Annotated in this window: 11 protein-coding genes and 1 pseudogene; 6 read left to right on the top strand and 6 right to left on the bottom strand. The window is 61.6% G+C overall.

Annotation, left to right across the window (positions count from 1 at the left end):
• Positions 1-68 precede the first annotated feature (68 nt).
• Both P9292_RS13320 and P9292_RS13315 read left to right on the top strand, forming a co-directional pair.
• Positions 69-1487, top strand: a complete 1419-nt coding sequence (locus P9292_RS13320) for an MFS transporter (protein ID WP_244829029.1) — start codon at positions 69-71, stop codon at positions 1485-1487.
• Positions 1488-1684: 197 nt separating this feature from the next.
• On the top strand, positions 1685-3274 hold the full coding sequence (locus P9292_RS13315; protein WP_309959424.1) for a glycerol-3-phosphate dehydrogenase/oxidase: 1590 nt from the start codon (positions 1685-1687) through the stop codon (positions 3272-3274).
• Between the two features lie 16 nt (positions 3275-3290).
• Here P9292_RS13315 and P9292_RS13310 read toward each other — a convergent pair whose 3' ends face one another.
• From P9292_RS13310 to betI, 5 genes are all read right to left on the bottom strand, one after another.
• Positions 3291-4478, bottom strand: coding sequence for a porin (locus tag P9292_RS13310; protein ID WP_309959423.1), 1188 nt, complete (start codon positions 4476-4478; stop codon positions 3291-3293).
• A gap of 33 nt (positions 4479-4511) precedes the next feature.
• Positions 4512-4649 carry a hypothetical protein gene (locus tag P9292_RS13305; RefSeq protein ID WP_244829032.1) on the bottom strand — a complete coding sequence of 46 codons (138 nt, stop codon included), beginning with the start codon at positions 4647-4649 and terminating at the stop codon, positions 4512-4514.
• 278 nt (positions 4650-4927) lie between these two features.
• A complete protein-coding gene (betA, locus tag P9292_RS13300) occupies positions 4928-6670 on the bottom strand; it encodes a choline dehydrogenase (protein WP_309959422.1) in 1743 nt (580 codons plus the stop codon).
• Between the two features lie 10 nt (positions 6671-6680).
• Entirely contained in the window at positions 6681-8141 is a 1461-nt protein-coding gene (gene betB, locus P9292_RS13295) for a betaine-aldehyde dehydrogenase (protein WP_309959421.1), read from the bottom strand.
• Between the two features lie 27 nt (positions 8142-8168).
• A complete protein-coding gene (gene betI, locus P9292_RS13290) occupies positions 8169-8756 on the bottom strand; it encodes a transcriptional regulator BetI (RefSeq protein ID WP_309850228.1) in 588 nt (195 codons plus the stop codon).
• Positions 8757-8973: 217 nt separating this feature from the next.
• On the opposite strand from betI, the pseudogene fdhA reads away from it, so the two are divergent.
• Positions 8974-10169 (top strand): annotated as a pseudogene (fdhA, locus tag P9292_RS13285) (formaldehyde dehydrogenase, glutathione-independent).
• Positions 10170-10234: 65 nt separating this feature from the next.
• On the opposite strand, the gene P9292_RS13280 reads toward fdhA, so the two are convergent.
• On the bottom strand, positions 10235-11236 hold the full coding sequence (locus P9292_RS13280) for a GlxA family transcriptional regulator (protein WP_309959419.1): 1002 nt from the start codon (positions 11234-11236) through the stop codon (positions 10235-10237).
• Between the two features lie 447 nt (positions 11237-11683).
• On the opposite strand from P9292_RS13280, the gene P9292_RS13275 reads away from it, so the two are divergent.
• Genes P9292_RS13275 through P9292_RS13265 form a run of 3 tightly spaced genes read left to right on the top strand, consistent with a single transcriptional unit; the run spans position 11684 to position 14514 of the window.
• Positions 11684-12958, top strand: coding sequence for a serine hydroxymethyltransferase (locus P9292_RS13275; protein WP_244829038.1), 1275 nt, complete (start codon positions 11684-11686; stop codon positions 12956-12958).
• A gap of 19 nt (positions 12959-12977) precedes the next feature.
• Positions 12978-13949, top strand: coding sequence for a dipeptidase (locus P9292_RS13270; protein ID WP_244829039.1), 972 nt, complete (start codon positions 12978-12980; stop codon positions 13947-13949).
• Between the two features lie 25 nt (positions 13950-13974).
• Positions 13975-14514 (top strand): DUF5943 domain-containing protein, encoded by a 540-nt coding sequence (locus tag P9292_RS13265; protein WP_250509779.1) that lies wholly within the window; start codon positions 13975-13977, stop codon positions 14512-14514.
• Positions 14515-14541: the final 27 nt, after the last annotated feature.

Genomic DNA, 14541 nt, shown 5'->3' with positions numbered 1-14541 from the left:
TACTGAAAACGCTTTGACTTCCGTACGCCACGTCCACGCGGTTAGCGCCGCATCGAGAGAGGGATGACATGTCCACCGCCACGCAATCGCGCGCGAGCGCTGCTGCACGGCTAGAACGCCTGCCGTTCTCCGGGTATCACCGCACCATTTTCATCATCATTGCCGTTGCGTTTTTCTTCGATTCGGTGGACCTCGGCACGATGACCTTCGTGCTCGGTTCGATCAAGACGGAGTTCGGTTTGTCGACCGCGACCGCGGGCCTCGTTGCAAGCGCAAGCTTCTTCGGCATGGTGCTCGGCGCGGCCGTCGCGGGCTTGCTTGCGGACCGCTTCGGACGCCGGCCCGTGTTCCAGTGGAGCATGGTGCTGTGGGGACTGGCGTCGTACCTGTGCTCGACGGCGCATTCCGTCGATGCGTTGATCTTCTATCGCGTGCTGCTTGGTATCGGCATGGGAATGGAGTTTCCTATCGCGCAGACGTTGCTCTCCGAGTTCGTGCCGACGGCTTCACGCGGCAGACTGATTGCGTTGATGGATGGCTTCTGGCCGCTGGGATTCATCGCGTCGGGCGTGGTGTCGTACTTCGTGTTGCCGCAGTTTGGCTGGCGCACCGAGTTTGCGTTGCTTGCGATACCCGCGGTGTTCGTGCTGATCGTGCGGCGCGTGGTGCCCGAGTCGCCGCGATGGCTCGAACATCACGGACGTATCGAAGAAGCGGATCGCGTGCTCGATGAAGTCGAGGCGAAGGTCATGAGGGCTAGCGGCTTGCGTGCGTTGCCTGCGCCTTCGATGCTGGCGGAACCGCCTGTCAGGAAGGGATCTGGAGCGTTTCGTGAGATCTGGAGTGCGGCATACAGGCGTCGCACGATCATGGTTTGGGCGCTTTGGTTCTTTGCGTTGCTTGGCTTCTATGGATTGACGTCGTGGCTCGGCGCGTTGATGCAACAGGCCGGTTTTGCCGTCACGAAGTCCGTGCTTTATACGGTGCTGATCTCGCTTGGCGGCGTGCCGGGTTTCTTGTGTGCGGCGTGGCTCGTGGAACGGTGGGGACGCAAGCCGACTTGCATTGCATCACTTTTGGGTAGCGGGTTGATGGCGTACTTGTATGGCCAGACCGCGTTGCATGCCGAAACGCCGACGCTCCTGATCTGCGCGGGACTTGCCATGCAGTTCTTCCTCTTCGCGATGTGGGCCGTGCTTTATACCTATACGCCAGAGTTGTATGGGACCGGCGCGCGCGCGACGGGGTCGGGGTTTGCATCGGCGATCGGGCGTGTCGGGTCGTTGATCGGGCCTTATGTCGTTGGCGTCGTGTTGCCGGTCTTCGGACAGGGCGGAGTCTTTTCGCTGGGCGCCGCCTGTTTTGTGGTGGCGGCGTCGGCGGTTTGGATTCTTGGGATCGAGACGCGCGGGCTCGCGCTGGAGACGCTGGTTTCGGAGGCGGAGGTGGTGGAAGGGAGCGGGGTGCTGGTTTCGGCTCGGGAGTGAGGGATCGCGGCGTGGCCCACACCGATGATCCCGAAGGCCGATGGTACGATGTAAAAAACGAACATCTCACTTCAAAGCGAAAATCGGCGAGAGACGGGACAAAGCCAGCGTATGACACGTTTATTCTTGCCCGGACCCAAGCGGCACCCAGTCCCGCGCCATGTTGTTCGATCGACCTCGCGCGCGGGATTTCCCCGATGAACAAGCATCCCGCGCAGCCTGACATGCAGGCAATCACGCCGCCCGATCGCGCGACGCTCCTTCGCGAAATCGACCGGACCGCGTGCTGGGATATCGTGGTGATCGGCGGCGGCGCGAGCGGTCTAGGCACGGCTGTCGATGCCGCGTCGCGCGGCTATCGCACCTTGCTGCTCGAAGCGCGGGACTTCGCGAAGGGCACGTCGAGTAAGGCGACCAAGCTCGTGCACGGCGGCGTGCGTTATCTCGCGCAAGGCAACATCCCGCTCGTGCGCGAGGCTTTGCATGAACGAGGGCTGCTTGCACGCAATGCGCCGCATCTGGTGAACGCGCTGGGTTTCGTCGTGCCCGCTTACCGCTTAACCGACAAGCTGTTCTACGGCGCCGGCTTGAAGGTCTACGACTGGCTTGCGGGCGCATTGAATCTCGCGCCGAGTCGTGGTCTCGGTCTGCGCGAAACGCACGACAAGGCGCCCATGCTCGCCGGCAATCTGCAGGGCCGCGCGCTCCGTGGCGGCACGCTCTACTATGACGGCCAGTTCGACGACGCGCGCCTCGCCATTGCACTCGCGCGCACGGTTTTCGATCTCGGCGGCATCGCGCTCAACAATGCGGCAGTGCGCGGTATCGAGGTGGATCGCGCGGACAGGACGCATCGGATTGCCTTCGAAGACACCGAAACGGGCGATGCCTTCTCAGTGCGCGCCCGCTGCGTGGTCAACGCAACCGGCGTCTGGGTGGATGCCATTCGCGCAATGGACGATCCCCGCGCGCGTCCCATCGTGGCGCCGAGTCAGGGCGTGCATCTCACGTTGCCCGGCCGCTTCCTCAAAAGCGATAACGCCATTCTCGTGCCGAAGACGAAAGACGGCCGTGTGCTGTTCGTGGTGCCGTGGCATGGGCAGACTATCGTCGGCACGACGGATACACCGCAGAGCGACGTGCCGCTCGAACCGCGTGCAAGCGACGCGGAGATCGACTTCATCCTGAGTTCGGCGGCAGATTATCTCTCGCTCAAACCGACGCGCGACGATGTCTTGAGCGTGTGGGCCGGCCTGCGTCCGCTCGTGAAGGGCGATAGCGGCGCGTCGACGGCGGCGCTGTCGCGCGAGCATACGATCGAATCGAGTTCCACCGGAATGATCACGGTGACGGGCGGCAAGTGGACGACGTATCGACTGATGGCGGAACAAGTGGTCGATCTGGCCATTGCAAACGGTCTGTTGGCGGCTGCGCCATGCCGCACGCGCTCGTTGCCCTTGCATGGCGCAACGGGCGTGCAAAGCGGGTACTACGGTTCGGATGCGGGGATCATTGAACGATTGCCGGGCGCGGACACGTTGCTCGTCGAAGCAGGCGGCCTGACCGAAGCGCAAACGCGTTTCGCGGTGCGCGCGGAGCTGGCGCGTTCGGTCGAAGACGTGCTTGCGCGCCGTAATCGCGCGCTCTTTCTGGATGCCACCGCAGCACGTGCGGCGGCGCCCGAAGTGGCGCGCATCATGGCTCAGGAACTCGGCCGCGACGCTGCCTGGGAGTCCGCGCAAGTCGCCAGTTTCGAAGCCTTCGCCCGAAACTGGACCTTGCGTTGATGCGCTGAAGTAAGCGTCAGAACGCGTGCCGCATGCCGATCATCGCGATGAACTGCGACGGCCCGGACGACGGCGTGGTGTTCTGCGAATCGCCGACCACCGCGACTGCATCCGAAATTCTCACACGGCCCGCGCCATTTGCGATCAAAGACTGACCGCTCGCGTGCTGATAAGCCTGCAACGCGTAGAACGTGGTGCGCGCGGACAAAGCATACGTCTGCTCCAGCGAAATCTGTTGATAACGCGCCGGGTCATTCACGCCGTTCGACTTGCTGGCCCGTGTGTAGCTGTAGCCCGCCGCTGCGGCGAAAGCAGGCGTGAAACGATACGACGCAATCGCGCCGTACGAGTTGAACACGGCTTCGTCCGAGAACAATGAGTGCGCGCCCGGTGCGTATTGCACGTTCGAATAGTTCAGACCCACCATCAGGTCCTTGAGCGTGTAGCGCGCGGCAGCGGCGATCATCTGCACGCCGCCCGACGTGGCGTAGCCGTTGTTGATCGGCGAATTGTTGGCGAAGCTGCCGATGGCGCTGCTCGTCGCGACGTCTTTGAGGTGCACATAACCCGCCGCGATCGAGACGGGCTTGAAGTCGTAGCGCAACGCCGCGCTGAGGTTGGAGCCGCTCGCAATGCTGCCGGCTTCGCCGCCGAGCCCGGCTTGTGCGGCGAGCGTCAGACCCGCGACGTTCGGCGAGACATACGAGACCGAGTTATTGAAGCGCAGTGTGGTGTCGAGCGCATCGACATCGCCGGGATGTGCGCCGGTCGCGCCCGTGAGCGCGCTGGTCGGACCGAGCGCACCGACGAGATTGAAGTAGGGCGTGTATTGCCGCCCGAGCGTCAGCGTGCCGTAACGGTCGTTGGAGAGACCGGCATAGGCTTGTCGATTGAACATGCCCGCGGAGCTTGCCGCTGCGCCGTTCAGGGAATTGAAGCCGCTCTCCAGACGAAACACGGCTTTTGTGCCGCCGCCGAGATCTTCCGCGCCCAGCAGGCCAAACTTGCTCGCCTGCAAACTGCCTTGCGACATATACACGTTCGACGAGCCGCGCTGATTGCTGGCATAGGCGAAGGCATTATCGACTACGCCGTACAACGTGACGCTGCTCTGCGCTGCCGCCGATGCGGACACGACCGCCGCTGCGAGCGGCAGACACGCGATGGCAAGCGCGCGCGTGGGTTGAAGCTTTGAGACTTGCATTGCTACTTCGGTCCTTCAGTTTAAAAGTGTTGATCAAATGTTGATGTTCAAGGTCAGATGTAGCCAACCCTGTTCGGTGCGCTCACTGATCACCGTGCCATTCGTGCATGAAGCACGGCGCGCGTCGGAAGCGGGCACGCTGATGCGCACTTCGTTCTGCGAGCGCGGCATGTTACCTGCTCGTTCGACGGCGATTCGCAACGTTTCGTGGTCGCTGTGTATTCGCACGCGCCAGCGGCCTTGTTCGCCGCGACGCCATGCTTCGCTTTCGCCGTCACATTTATTTCCATTCGGTACGGCGACGGGAACGCTTCGGAATACGAATGGGCTGCGATCGTAATAATTGAGATGAAGACGAGGCACTAGGGAAAACCATGCGTCGGATGCAAAGGTCGCCGCCGGTTATCGAGCCGAAGAGTTCGGCTCGGAGGAGGTTTCTCTGGAAATGCTCAGATGCGCGAGGTGGCGGAGTCGCTCGTCACGTCACTTTTGGCACGCTCGACCAGTTCCTTCTGCAACCAGCCGCTGTCGCGCGCGCGCTTGCCGTTCGCCACGAAGTACGGCGTCTCGACGCGTGGCAAGGCATCGCGCCCGCGAATGCGATCCGCGATCTTTTCCGCGAGCATGATGGTCGGCGCGTTGAGATTGCCCGTCGTGATCTGCGGCATGATCGACGCATCCACTACGCGCAAGCCTTCCATGCCGTGCACGCGTCCTTCGGCATCGACCACGGCCATATCGTCGTAACCCATCTTGCACGAGCACGACGGGTGATATGCGGTCTCCGCTTTCGCGCGGATGAAGGCATCCAGATCCCGGTCGCTCATGCGCTTTGCGCCGGGATTCAACTCGCGTCCGCGATACTTGCTGAGCGCCGGCTGCTGCATGATTTCGCGCGTGATGCGAAGCGCATCGCGGAACTCGCGCCAGTCGAGCGGATCGGCCATGTAGTTGAAGAGGATGCCCGGATGCGCGTGCGGGTCGCGTGACGTGAGCTTGACGCGTCCACGGCTGGGCGATCGCATCGACCCGACATGCGCCTGAAACCCATGCATCTCGATGGCGTTCGAACCGTTGTAATTGATCGCCACCGGCAGAAAGTGATACTGGATGTTCGGCCACGGATCGTCATCGCGCGTGCGGATGAAACCGCCCGCCTCGAACTGATTGCTCGCGCCTATGCCCGTGCCTTTCAGAAGCCATTCGAGCCCGATAGCAGGCTGATTGCGCAGTTGCAGCGCGGGATAAAGCGAGACCGGCTCCTTGCATTCGTATTGCATGTACATCTCGAGGTGATCCTGCAGATTCTCACCGACTCCCGGCAGATCGTGCACCACGGGAATCTCGAGTTCCCTGAGCCAGCTCGAACGTCCGACACCGGAACGCTGCAGCAATTGCGGCGAAGCAATGGCGCCGCTGCATATGAGCACTTCACGCCGCGCATGCGCGCGCACGCGTTGCGCGCCATGAATATAAGCCACGCCAGTCGCGCGCTTGCCCGAGAACAACACACGGTCAGTAGTTGCATGGGTAACTATCGTGAGATTGCCGCGATGCTTCGCGTGATCCAGATAACCACGCGCCGTGCTCGCGCGCCTTCCGTTCGGCGTGACGGTACGATCCATCGGTCCAAAGCCTTCTTGCCGATAGCCGTTGAGATCGTCCGTACGCGGATAACCCGCTTGCACGCCTGCTTCGACCATCGCCGCGAAGAGTGGATTGTTGCCGGGTTTGCTGGTCGTGACATGAACGGGACCGTCGCCACCGTGATAATCGTTCACACCGATATCGCGTGTCTCCGCTTTGCGGAAATACGGCAGACAGTCGAGATAGCTCCAGTTTGCAAGACCCGGCCGCGTGGCCCAGTTGTCGTAGTCGAGCGCATTGCCGCGTATGTAGCACATGCCGTTGATGAGCGACGATCCGCCGAGTCCCTTGCCGCGTCCGCATTCCATGCGACGATCGTTCATATGCGGTTCGGGCTCGGTTTCATACGCCCAGTTGTAGCGCCGCCCTTGCAGCGGATAAGCAAGCGCCGCCGGCATCTGCGTGCGAAAGTCGAAGCGATAATCCGGGCCGCCCGCTTCGAGCAGCAGCACCGTCACGTCCTCGTCTTCGGTGAGACGCGAGGCAAGCACGTTGCCCGCCGATCCCGCGCCCACGATGATGTAGTCGTATTCCATCGCGCTCATCGAAAGCTCCTTAAAACACGGGCTGATAAGGCCCGAGCTCGACCTGCACGGACTTGATGCGCGTGTAGGCATTGAGCGTCACGATGCCGTTTTCGCGCCCCACGCCCGATTGCTTGTAGCCGCCCACGGGCATTTCCGCGGGCGATTCGCCCCATGTGTTGATCCAGCAGATACCCGCTTGCAACCGATGAATCACGCGATGCGCACGCGATATGTTCTCCGTGACCACGCCCGCCGCAAGTCCGTATTCGGTATCGTTTGCGCGCGCGATGACTTCGTCTTCGTCGTCGAAGGCAAGAATGCTCATCACCGGTCCGAAGATTTCCTCGCGCACGATACGCATGTCGTCGCGGCAATCGGCAAACACGGTCGGTGCGACATACTGGCCGCGCGCGAATGCACCATCGCTCATGCGCGCGCCGCCGGCGATGAGTCGCGCGCCTTCGCGCTTGCCGCTTTCGATAAAGCCGAGCACTTTATGCAGTTGCGCCGCGCTTGCAAGCGGGCCGAAGTTGGTGCGCGGATCATCCGGCGCGCCAATGCGTATACGCTTTACGCGCTCCAGCACCAGCGCTTCGAAGCTTTCGATCACGCCGCGCTCGACGAACACGCGCGTGCCGTTCGTGCATACCTGTCCCGAGCTAAAGAAGTTCGCGCTCATGGCAATGTCGGCGGCGCGTTCGAGATTGGCGTCGTGAAATACGATGAGCGGCGACTTGCCACCCAGTTCCATCGTCACTTCCTTGAGCGTCGAGCCGCCCGCATGCGCCATGACCTTCTTGCCGGTTTGCACCCCGCCCGTGAACGATATCTTCTCGATACCCGCATGTTCCGCGAGCATGGCGCCCACGCGGCCATCGCCTTGAACCACATTGAAGACGCCGGCGGGCACGCCCGCTTCGGTATAAATCTCCGCGAGCTTCAGCGCGGTGAGTGGCGTGATCTCGCTTGGCTTGAAGATCATCGCGTTGCCGGCCGCGAGCGCGGGCGCAGACTTCCAGCAAGCTATCTGGATCGGATAATTCCATGCGCCGATGCCCGCGCACACGCCAAGCGGCTCGCGTCGCGTATAGACGAACGACGATTCGCGCAGCGGTATCTGCGTGCCTTCGATGGCCGTCGCGAGTCCCGCGTAATACTCGATCACATCCGCGCCGGTGACGATATCCACGGCGCGCGTCTCCGCAATCGGCTTGCCGGTGTCGCGCGTTTCGAGCGCGGCGAGTTCGTCGTTGCGCGCGCGTAGCAGGTCGACGGTGCGTCGCAAGATGCGGGAGCGCTGCATCGCGGTCATGGCGGCCCATTCGCGTTGCCCTTCGTGTGCTGCGTGCACGGCGCGATCGACATCCGCTTGCGACGCCTGCTGCACATGCGCGATGGATTCACCGGTGGCGGGATCGAGCGTGACGAAGGTTTCGCCGCTCGTGGCATCGACGTATGCGCCGCCGATGTAAAGGCGTTGCTCTTCCATGTCGTGCTCCTTTGAGGATGGAAAGTTTTAGCCGCGCGCTTCGAGCACCAGGTCGATGTAGTCGTAAGCGAGGCGCAACGCCGACTTCGTATCGAACGGTTCGCCTGCAAGCGCGCCGCGCAGCCAGAGACCGTCGATAAGCGCGGCAAGACCGCTGGCCGCACGGCGCGCGGCAGGCTTCGTCAAGGCGCGCGAGAAGTCCGCGCATAGATTCGAATAGAGTCGCCGCGTGTTGACACGCTGCAAACGCCGCAACTCGGGCTTGTGCATGCTTTCGGACCAGAACGCGAGCCATGTCTTCATGGCGGGGCCGTTCACCTGTTCGACATCGAAATTCGCGGCGACCACTGCGCGCAACTTCGCACGCGGCTCGGCTTTCGCGGCCTTGCGGCGACGCGACGTGGCCTGCCAGAGATTGCGCAGCACATGACGCATGGTGGCTTCAAGCAGCCCGTCCTTGTCGCCGAAATAGTGACTGACGATTCCCGTCGATGTACTCGCGCGCTGCGCCACCGAGGTGAGCGTCGCACCGCCGAGGCCCGCTTCGTCGATGGTCTGCAAGGTCGCGTCGATGAGTTGCGCGCGACGAATCTCGCGCATTCCGAGTTTGGGCATTGGTCGCTTCTGCTGTCAGTTCGATTCGATGTTAGGCGTTTTTATATTGAACGGTCAATCAATAAAAACCGCCGAGGAACGTCATGTCGGTTTGAGTCAAACCCGCGTCGCATTGGAGATCGGTCGTGTGCGACTAGCGGCGCTACGCTCGACGAACGGGCGCGATGAACCGTGACGGTGCATCGCGCGAGCCGTCCACGAGACATGGAGACGATCAATGAGCAGCAATCGCGGCGTCGTATATCTGGGGCAGGGCAAGGTGGAAGTGCAGTCCATCGACTATCCGAAGATGGTCGATCCACGCGGGCGCGACATCGGCCACGGCGTCATTCTTCGCGTAGTCAGTACCAACATTTGCGGCTCGGATCAGCATATGGTGCGCGGCCGCACGACGGCGGAAGTCGGCCTCGTGCTCGGGCACGAGATCACGGGCGAAGTGATCGAAATCGGCCGCGATGTGGAGACGCTTGCCCTTGGCGATCTCGTTTCGGTGCCGTTCAACGTGGCATGCGGGCGCTGCCCGACCTGCAAGGCGCAACATACGGGCGTATGTTTGAACGTGAACCCGTCGCGTGCTGGCGGCGCGTATGGTTATGTCGATATGGGCGGCTGGATAGGCGGCCAGGCGGAATTGGTGATGGTTCCGTATGCCGATTTCAATCTGCTGAAGTTTCCAGACAAGGCACAGGCCATGTCGAAGATACGCGACCTCACGTGTCTCTCCGACATCTTGCCGACGGGTTATCACGGCGCGGTGATGGCGGGCGTGAAACCGGGCGCGACTGTCTATATCGCGGGCGCGGGACCGGTTGGAATGGCGGCGGCGGCATCGGCGCGCATCTTGGGCGCAGCGTGCACCATCGTCGGCGACATGAACGAAGAGCGCCTGGCGCACGCGCGCAAGATGGTTTCGAGACCATCGATCTCTCGAAGGACGCGACGCTCGGCGAGCAGATCGAGCAGATTCTCGGCAAGCCGGAAGTGGATTGCGCGGTCGATTGCGTGGGCTTCGAGGCACACGGTCACGGCAGCGGCAGCGGCGAGGAAGCACCGGCCACCGTGCTCAATTCGCTGATGGAGATCACGAAGGCAGCGGGCGCGATCGGCATTCCCGGCCTCTATGTCACCGATGACCCCGGCGCCGCCGATGCCGCCGCGCGCAAGGGCAGTCTCAGCATTCGCTTCGGCCTTGGCTGGGCGAAGTCGCATTCGTTCCACACGGGACAGACGCCCGTGATGAAGTACAACCGCAATCTAATGCAGGCCATCTTGTGGGATCGTTTGCCGATTGCGGATATCGTCAACGTGTCCGTGATTTCGCTCGATGAAGCGCCCGAAGGCTACAGAAAGTTCGATGGCGGCGCGCCGAGGAAGTTCGTGCTCGATCCGCACGGATTGTTGAAAGCGGCGTAATCGGCCTGGAATGAAGAGAGCCGTTGGCTGTTGCAAGCCAACGGCTCTTTTTGTTCGAACCGGTATCAGGCAACCAGCGCCGAAGGTGCAACCGCCGCAAGCGAAGGCCCTTGCTTGCGGCGTTCGCGCGTGGGTGCGGTTCCGAAGGCATCGCGATAACTCTTCGAGAAGTGGCACGCCGACTGGAAGCCGCAAGCCATGGTGATATGCATGATCGACATATCGGTTTGCAGCAGCAGTTCGCGCGCGCGCCGCAGACGCAGCGTGAGATAGTAGTGCGTCGGCGTCATGCCGAGATGCTCGCGAAAGAGCCGCTGCAATTGCCGTTGCGACATGCCTGCAAGGCGCGCCAGTTCCTCGCGCGACAGCGGCTCCTCGATGTTGTTCTCCATGAGCGAGATCACTTCGAAGAGCGACTTGTTGGCCGATCCGAGTCGTGCCACGAGCGGCATGCGCTGCTGCGCGCTCGTATCGCGTACATGTTCGACGATGAATTGCTCGGCGATCTGTGTCACGCGCGCCGTACCCACGCGGGATGCGATGAGATTGAGCATCATGTCGAGCGGCGCGACGCCGCCGGTACACGTGACGCGATCGCGGTCGATCACGAACAGTTCCTTCAGGAAGCGCGTGTCGGGAAACTCTTCCTTGAGCGCCGACATGTTCTCCCAGTGGATCGCGCACGCATAGCCCGCGAGTAAGCCCGCACGAGCCAGTGCATAAGTGCCGGTGCAGAGGCTGCCGAGCACGCTGCCCGTGCGGGCGAAGCGGCGCAGCGCGGCGAGATGTGCGGGCGTGGTCGCGCGCTGCACATCGATGCCGCCGACCACGAACACGATATCGGGTTGTCCCACGCATTCCACCGGACCTGTGTCGACGGACAAGCCGTTGCTCGCGGTGACGGGACCGCCATCGGGACTCACGATCGACCAGCGATACAACGGCTGCCCCGTCAGATAGTTCGCCATGCGCAGGACTTCGATCGCGTTGGTGAAAGCGATCATGGTGAAGTTGGGAAGCGGCATGAAAGCGAAGTGCGACAGCGACGCCGTGCGATCGGGGGACATGTGAGGGATGATTCCTTCGAATCTATTGTTTGACGCCGTCAGATGCGGCGCTTTGCCACTTTTTGCATTTTGGTTTCGTTTGCAACTACCATGCCATCAGGCTAAACCCTGAGCCTCACGAGGCATCGTGCATGCTTCATATAGACGCGATTTCCTCGCCGACCCTCCACGAGCAAGGGCGCGCACCTTCGAAGCGCACGGGCGTTCCGCGACAGTGCAGCGGCGCACCGAATAAATCGCTACACCGAAATCCATCGCGCCACTTGTCGAAAAAAGACGCGCATGTCGGAAAAGGCCAAGAACACGTCTAAATTCGTAAGTTGACCGGCAGGACGAAAGTCAAGAATAGATGCAACGATTACGGCCGCGACGGCAAACGGAAAAGCATCCGAAGAGCCACCCGCACCGCCGTCGAACGACCGTCACACTTGACCCACGGACCTGCCAATGTCGAACTCGAATCCCTTCTTCGAAGCCCCGCTTGCATCCAGCGACGCTTCGGTGCGCGGCGCGATCCTGAAAGAATTGGAGCGCCAGCAATCGCAAATCGAACTGATCGCGTCGGAAAACATCGTGTCGCGCGCCGTACTGGAAGCGCAAGGCTCGGTGCTCACGAACAAGTACGCGGAAGGGTATCCGGGCAAGCGCTATTACGGCGGCTGTGAATTCGTGGATGAAGTCGAGGCGCTCGCCATCGATCGCATCAAGCAGCTCTTCAACGCGAAGTTCGCCAACGTGCAGCCGCATTCGGGCGCGCAGGCCAACGGCGCCGTGATGCTTGCGCTCGCCAAACCCGGCGACACCATTCTCGGCATGTCGCTCGATGCGGGCGGTCACCTCACGCATGGCGCGAAGCCCGCGCTTTCGGGCAAGTGGTTCAACGCGGTGCAATACGGTGTGAACCGCGACACCATGCTGATCGATTACGAGCAGATTGAGGAACTCGCGAAGCAACACAAGCCGTCATTGCTGATCGCGGGATTCTCGGCGTATCCGCGCAAGCTGGACTTCGCGCGTCTGCGCAAGATCGCCGATAGCGTCGATGCGAAGCTCATGGTCGATATGGCGCATATCGCGGGCATCATCGCGGCGGGGCGTCACGATAACCCCGTGGATCATGCGCACGTGGTCACGTCCACCACGCACAAGACCTTGCGCGGTCCGCGCGGCGGTTTCATCCTCACGAACGACGAAGACATCGCCAAGAAGATCAACTCGGCCGTGTTCCCCGGCCTGCAAGGCGGCCCGCTGATGCATGTGATAGCAGGCAAGGCGGTGGCCTTCGGCGAAGCGCTGCGGCCGGACTTCAAGACGTATATCGACAACGTGCTCGCAAATGCGCAAGCGCTCGGCGAAGTGCTCAAGGAAGGTGGCGTCGATCTCGTCACCGGCGGCACGGACAACCATCTGCTGCTCGTCGATCTGCGCCCGAAAGGCCTCAAGGGCAATCAGGTCGAGCATGCGCTGGAACGCGCGGGCATCACCTGCAACAAGAACGGCATTCCCTTCGATACCGAAAAGCCGACCGTCACCTCGGGCATTCGCTTAGGCACGCCGGCAGGCACGACGCGCGGCTTCGGCGTCAACGAGTTCCGCGAAACCGGCCGCCTGATTCTCGAAGTCTTCGAATCGCTGCGCGAGCATCCGGAAGGCGATCCGCAAACCGAACAACGCGTGCGCCGCGAGATCTTCGCGCTGTGCGAACGCTTCCCCATCTACTAAGCACACGGAGTTATCAACGATGAGCACTCTGCACGACAACAGCATCATCATCGACGGCCTGAACATCTCCAAGTTCGAGCGCTCCGTGTTCGAGGACATGCGCAAAGGTAACGTAACCGCGGTGAACTGCACGGTTTCGGTCTGGGAAGACTTCCAGAAGACGATCGACAACATCGCCGAGATGAAGCAACAGATTCGCGAGTACAGCGAGATTCTCACGCTCGTGCGCACGACCGACGACATCCTGCGCGCGAAGAAGGAAAACAAGACAGGCATCATCTTCGGCTTCCAGAACTCGTATGCGTTCGAGGACAACCTCGGCTATATCGAAGTGTTCAAGGAGCTCGGCGTGAACGTGGTGCAACTCTGCTACAACACGCAGAACCTGGTCGGCACGGGCTGCTATGAACCGGACGGCGGACTCTCGGGTTATGGCAAGGAAGTGATCCACGAGATGAATCGCGTCGGCATCATGGTCGATCTTTCCCACGTGGGCGCGAAGACTTCTTCCGATGCCATCGCCTGCTCGAAGAAGCCTGTCACGTACTCGCACTGCTGTCCCTCAGGACTCAAGGACCATCCGCGCAACAAGACCGACGATCAGCTGAGAGAGATCGCGGACGCCAACGGCTTCGTCGGCGTGACCATGTTCTCGCCGTTCCTGAAGAAAGGCCCGGACGCGACCGTCGACGATTATCTCGAAGCCATCGACTACGTGATCAACGTGATCGGCGAAGACAAGGTGGGCATCGGCACGGACTTCACGCAAGGCTACAGCACCGAGTTCTTCGACTGGATCACGCACGACAAGGGCCGTTATCGCCGTCTGACGAACTTCGGCAAGGTCGTGAATCCGGAAGGCATTCGCACGATCGGCGAGTTCCCGAACCTCACGGCCGCGATGGAAAAAGCGGGCTGGGGCGAGACGCGTATCAAGAAGGTGATGGGCGAGAACTGGATGCGCTTCTTCGGCGAAGTCTGGAACGTCTGACTCCAACAAGAACAGGGAACCCGCGATGCAACCGCAACTGCCTATCGACGTCGATCAAGAAACGGGCGTCTGGACTACCGACGCGCTGCCCATGCTGTATGTGCCGCGCCACTTCTTCACCAACAACCACGTGGCCGTGGAAGAAGCGCTCGGCCGCGAAGCTTACGCCGCGATTCTCTACAAGGCGGGCTACAAGTCCGCTTATCACTGGTGCGACAAGGAGGCGGACAAGCACGGCATAGCGGGCATGGCGGTGTTCGAGCATTACCTGAAGCGCCTGTCGCAACGCGGCTGGGGTCTCTTCGATATCGTCGAATCCGACCCGCAGAGCGCCATGGCGCGCGTGCATCTGCGTCACTCGTCCTTCGTGCTCGCGCAACCGGGCAAGCACGGCAAGCTCTGCTACATGTTCGCCGGATGGTTCGCCGGCGCGCTGGACTGGGTCAACGACACCGCACCCGACAGCACGAAGAAGGGGCCGCGTTCGCACTCGGTCGAAACGCAATGCGCCGCGGAAGGCTGCGAGCATTGTGTGTTCGAAGTGTCGCCGCTCGCATCGAAATAAAGGCTTCAAAGCAAAACCTTTCCGAGG

The sequence above is a fragment of the Caballeronia sp. LZ001 genome, assembly GCF_031450875.1.
Classification (GTDB): domain Bacteria; phylum Pseudomonadota; class Gammaproteobacteria; order Burkholderiales; family Burkholderiaceae; genus Caballeronia.
Note: the sequence above shows the minus strand (reverse complement) of the source record. Positions and strands in the feature narration are given on the sequence as shown.

Excerpts from the sequence above, each read along its gene's own strand:
- P9292_RS13305 (WP_244829032.1), bottom strand. The coding sequence starts at position 4,649 with ATGCCGCGCTCGCAGAACGAAGTGCGCATCAGCGTGCCCGCTTCCGAC.
- betB (WP_309959421.1), bottom strand. The coding sequence starts at position 8,141 with ATGGAAGAGCAACGCCTTTACATCGGCGGCGCATACGTCGATGCCACG.
- betI (WP_309850228.1), bottom strand. The coding sequence starts at position 8,756 with ATGCCCAAACTCGGAATGCGCGAGATTCGTCGCGCGCAACTCATCGAC.
- P9292_RS13315 (WP_309959424.1), top strand. The coding sequence starts at position 1,685 with ATGAACAAGCATCCCGCGCAGCCTGACATGCAGGCAATCACGCCGCCC.
- P9292_RS13275 (WP_244829038.1), top strand. The coding sequence starts at position 11,684 with ATGTCGAACTCGAATCCCTTCTTCGAAGCCCCGCTTGCATCCAGCGAC.
- P9292_RS13280 (WP_309959419.1), bottom strand. The coding sequence starts at position 11,236 with ATGTCCCCCGATCGCACGGCGTCGCTGTCGCACTTCGCTTTCATGCCG.
- P9292_RS13310 (WP_309959423.1), bottom strand. The coding sequence starts at position 4,478 with ATGCAAGTCTCAAAGCTTCAACCCACGCGCGCGCTTGCCATCGCGTGT.
- betA (WP_309959422.1), bottom strand. The coding sequence starts at position 6,670 with ATGAGCGCGATGGAATACGACTACATCATCGTGGGCGCGGGATCGGCG.
- P9292_RS13270 (WP_244829039.1), top strand. The coding sequence starts at position 12,978 with ATGAGCACTCTGCACGACAACAGCATCATCATCGACGGCCTGAACATC.
- P9292_RS13320 (WP_244829029.1), top strand. The coding sequence starts at position 69 with ATGTCCACCGCCACGCAATCGCGCGCGAGCGCTGCTGCACGGCTAGAA.
- P9292_RS13265 (WP_250509779.1), top strand. The coding sequence starts at position 13,975 with ATGCAACCGCAACTGCCTATCGACGTCGATCAAGAAACGGGCGTCTGG.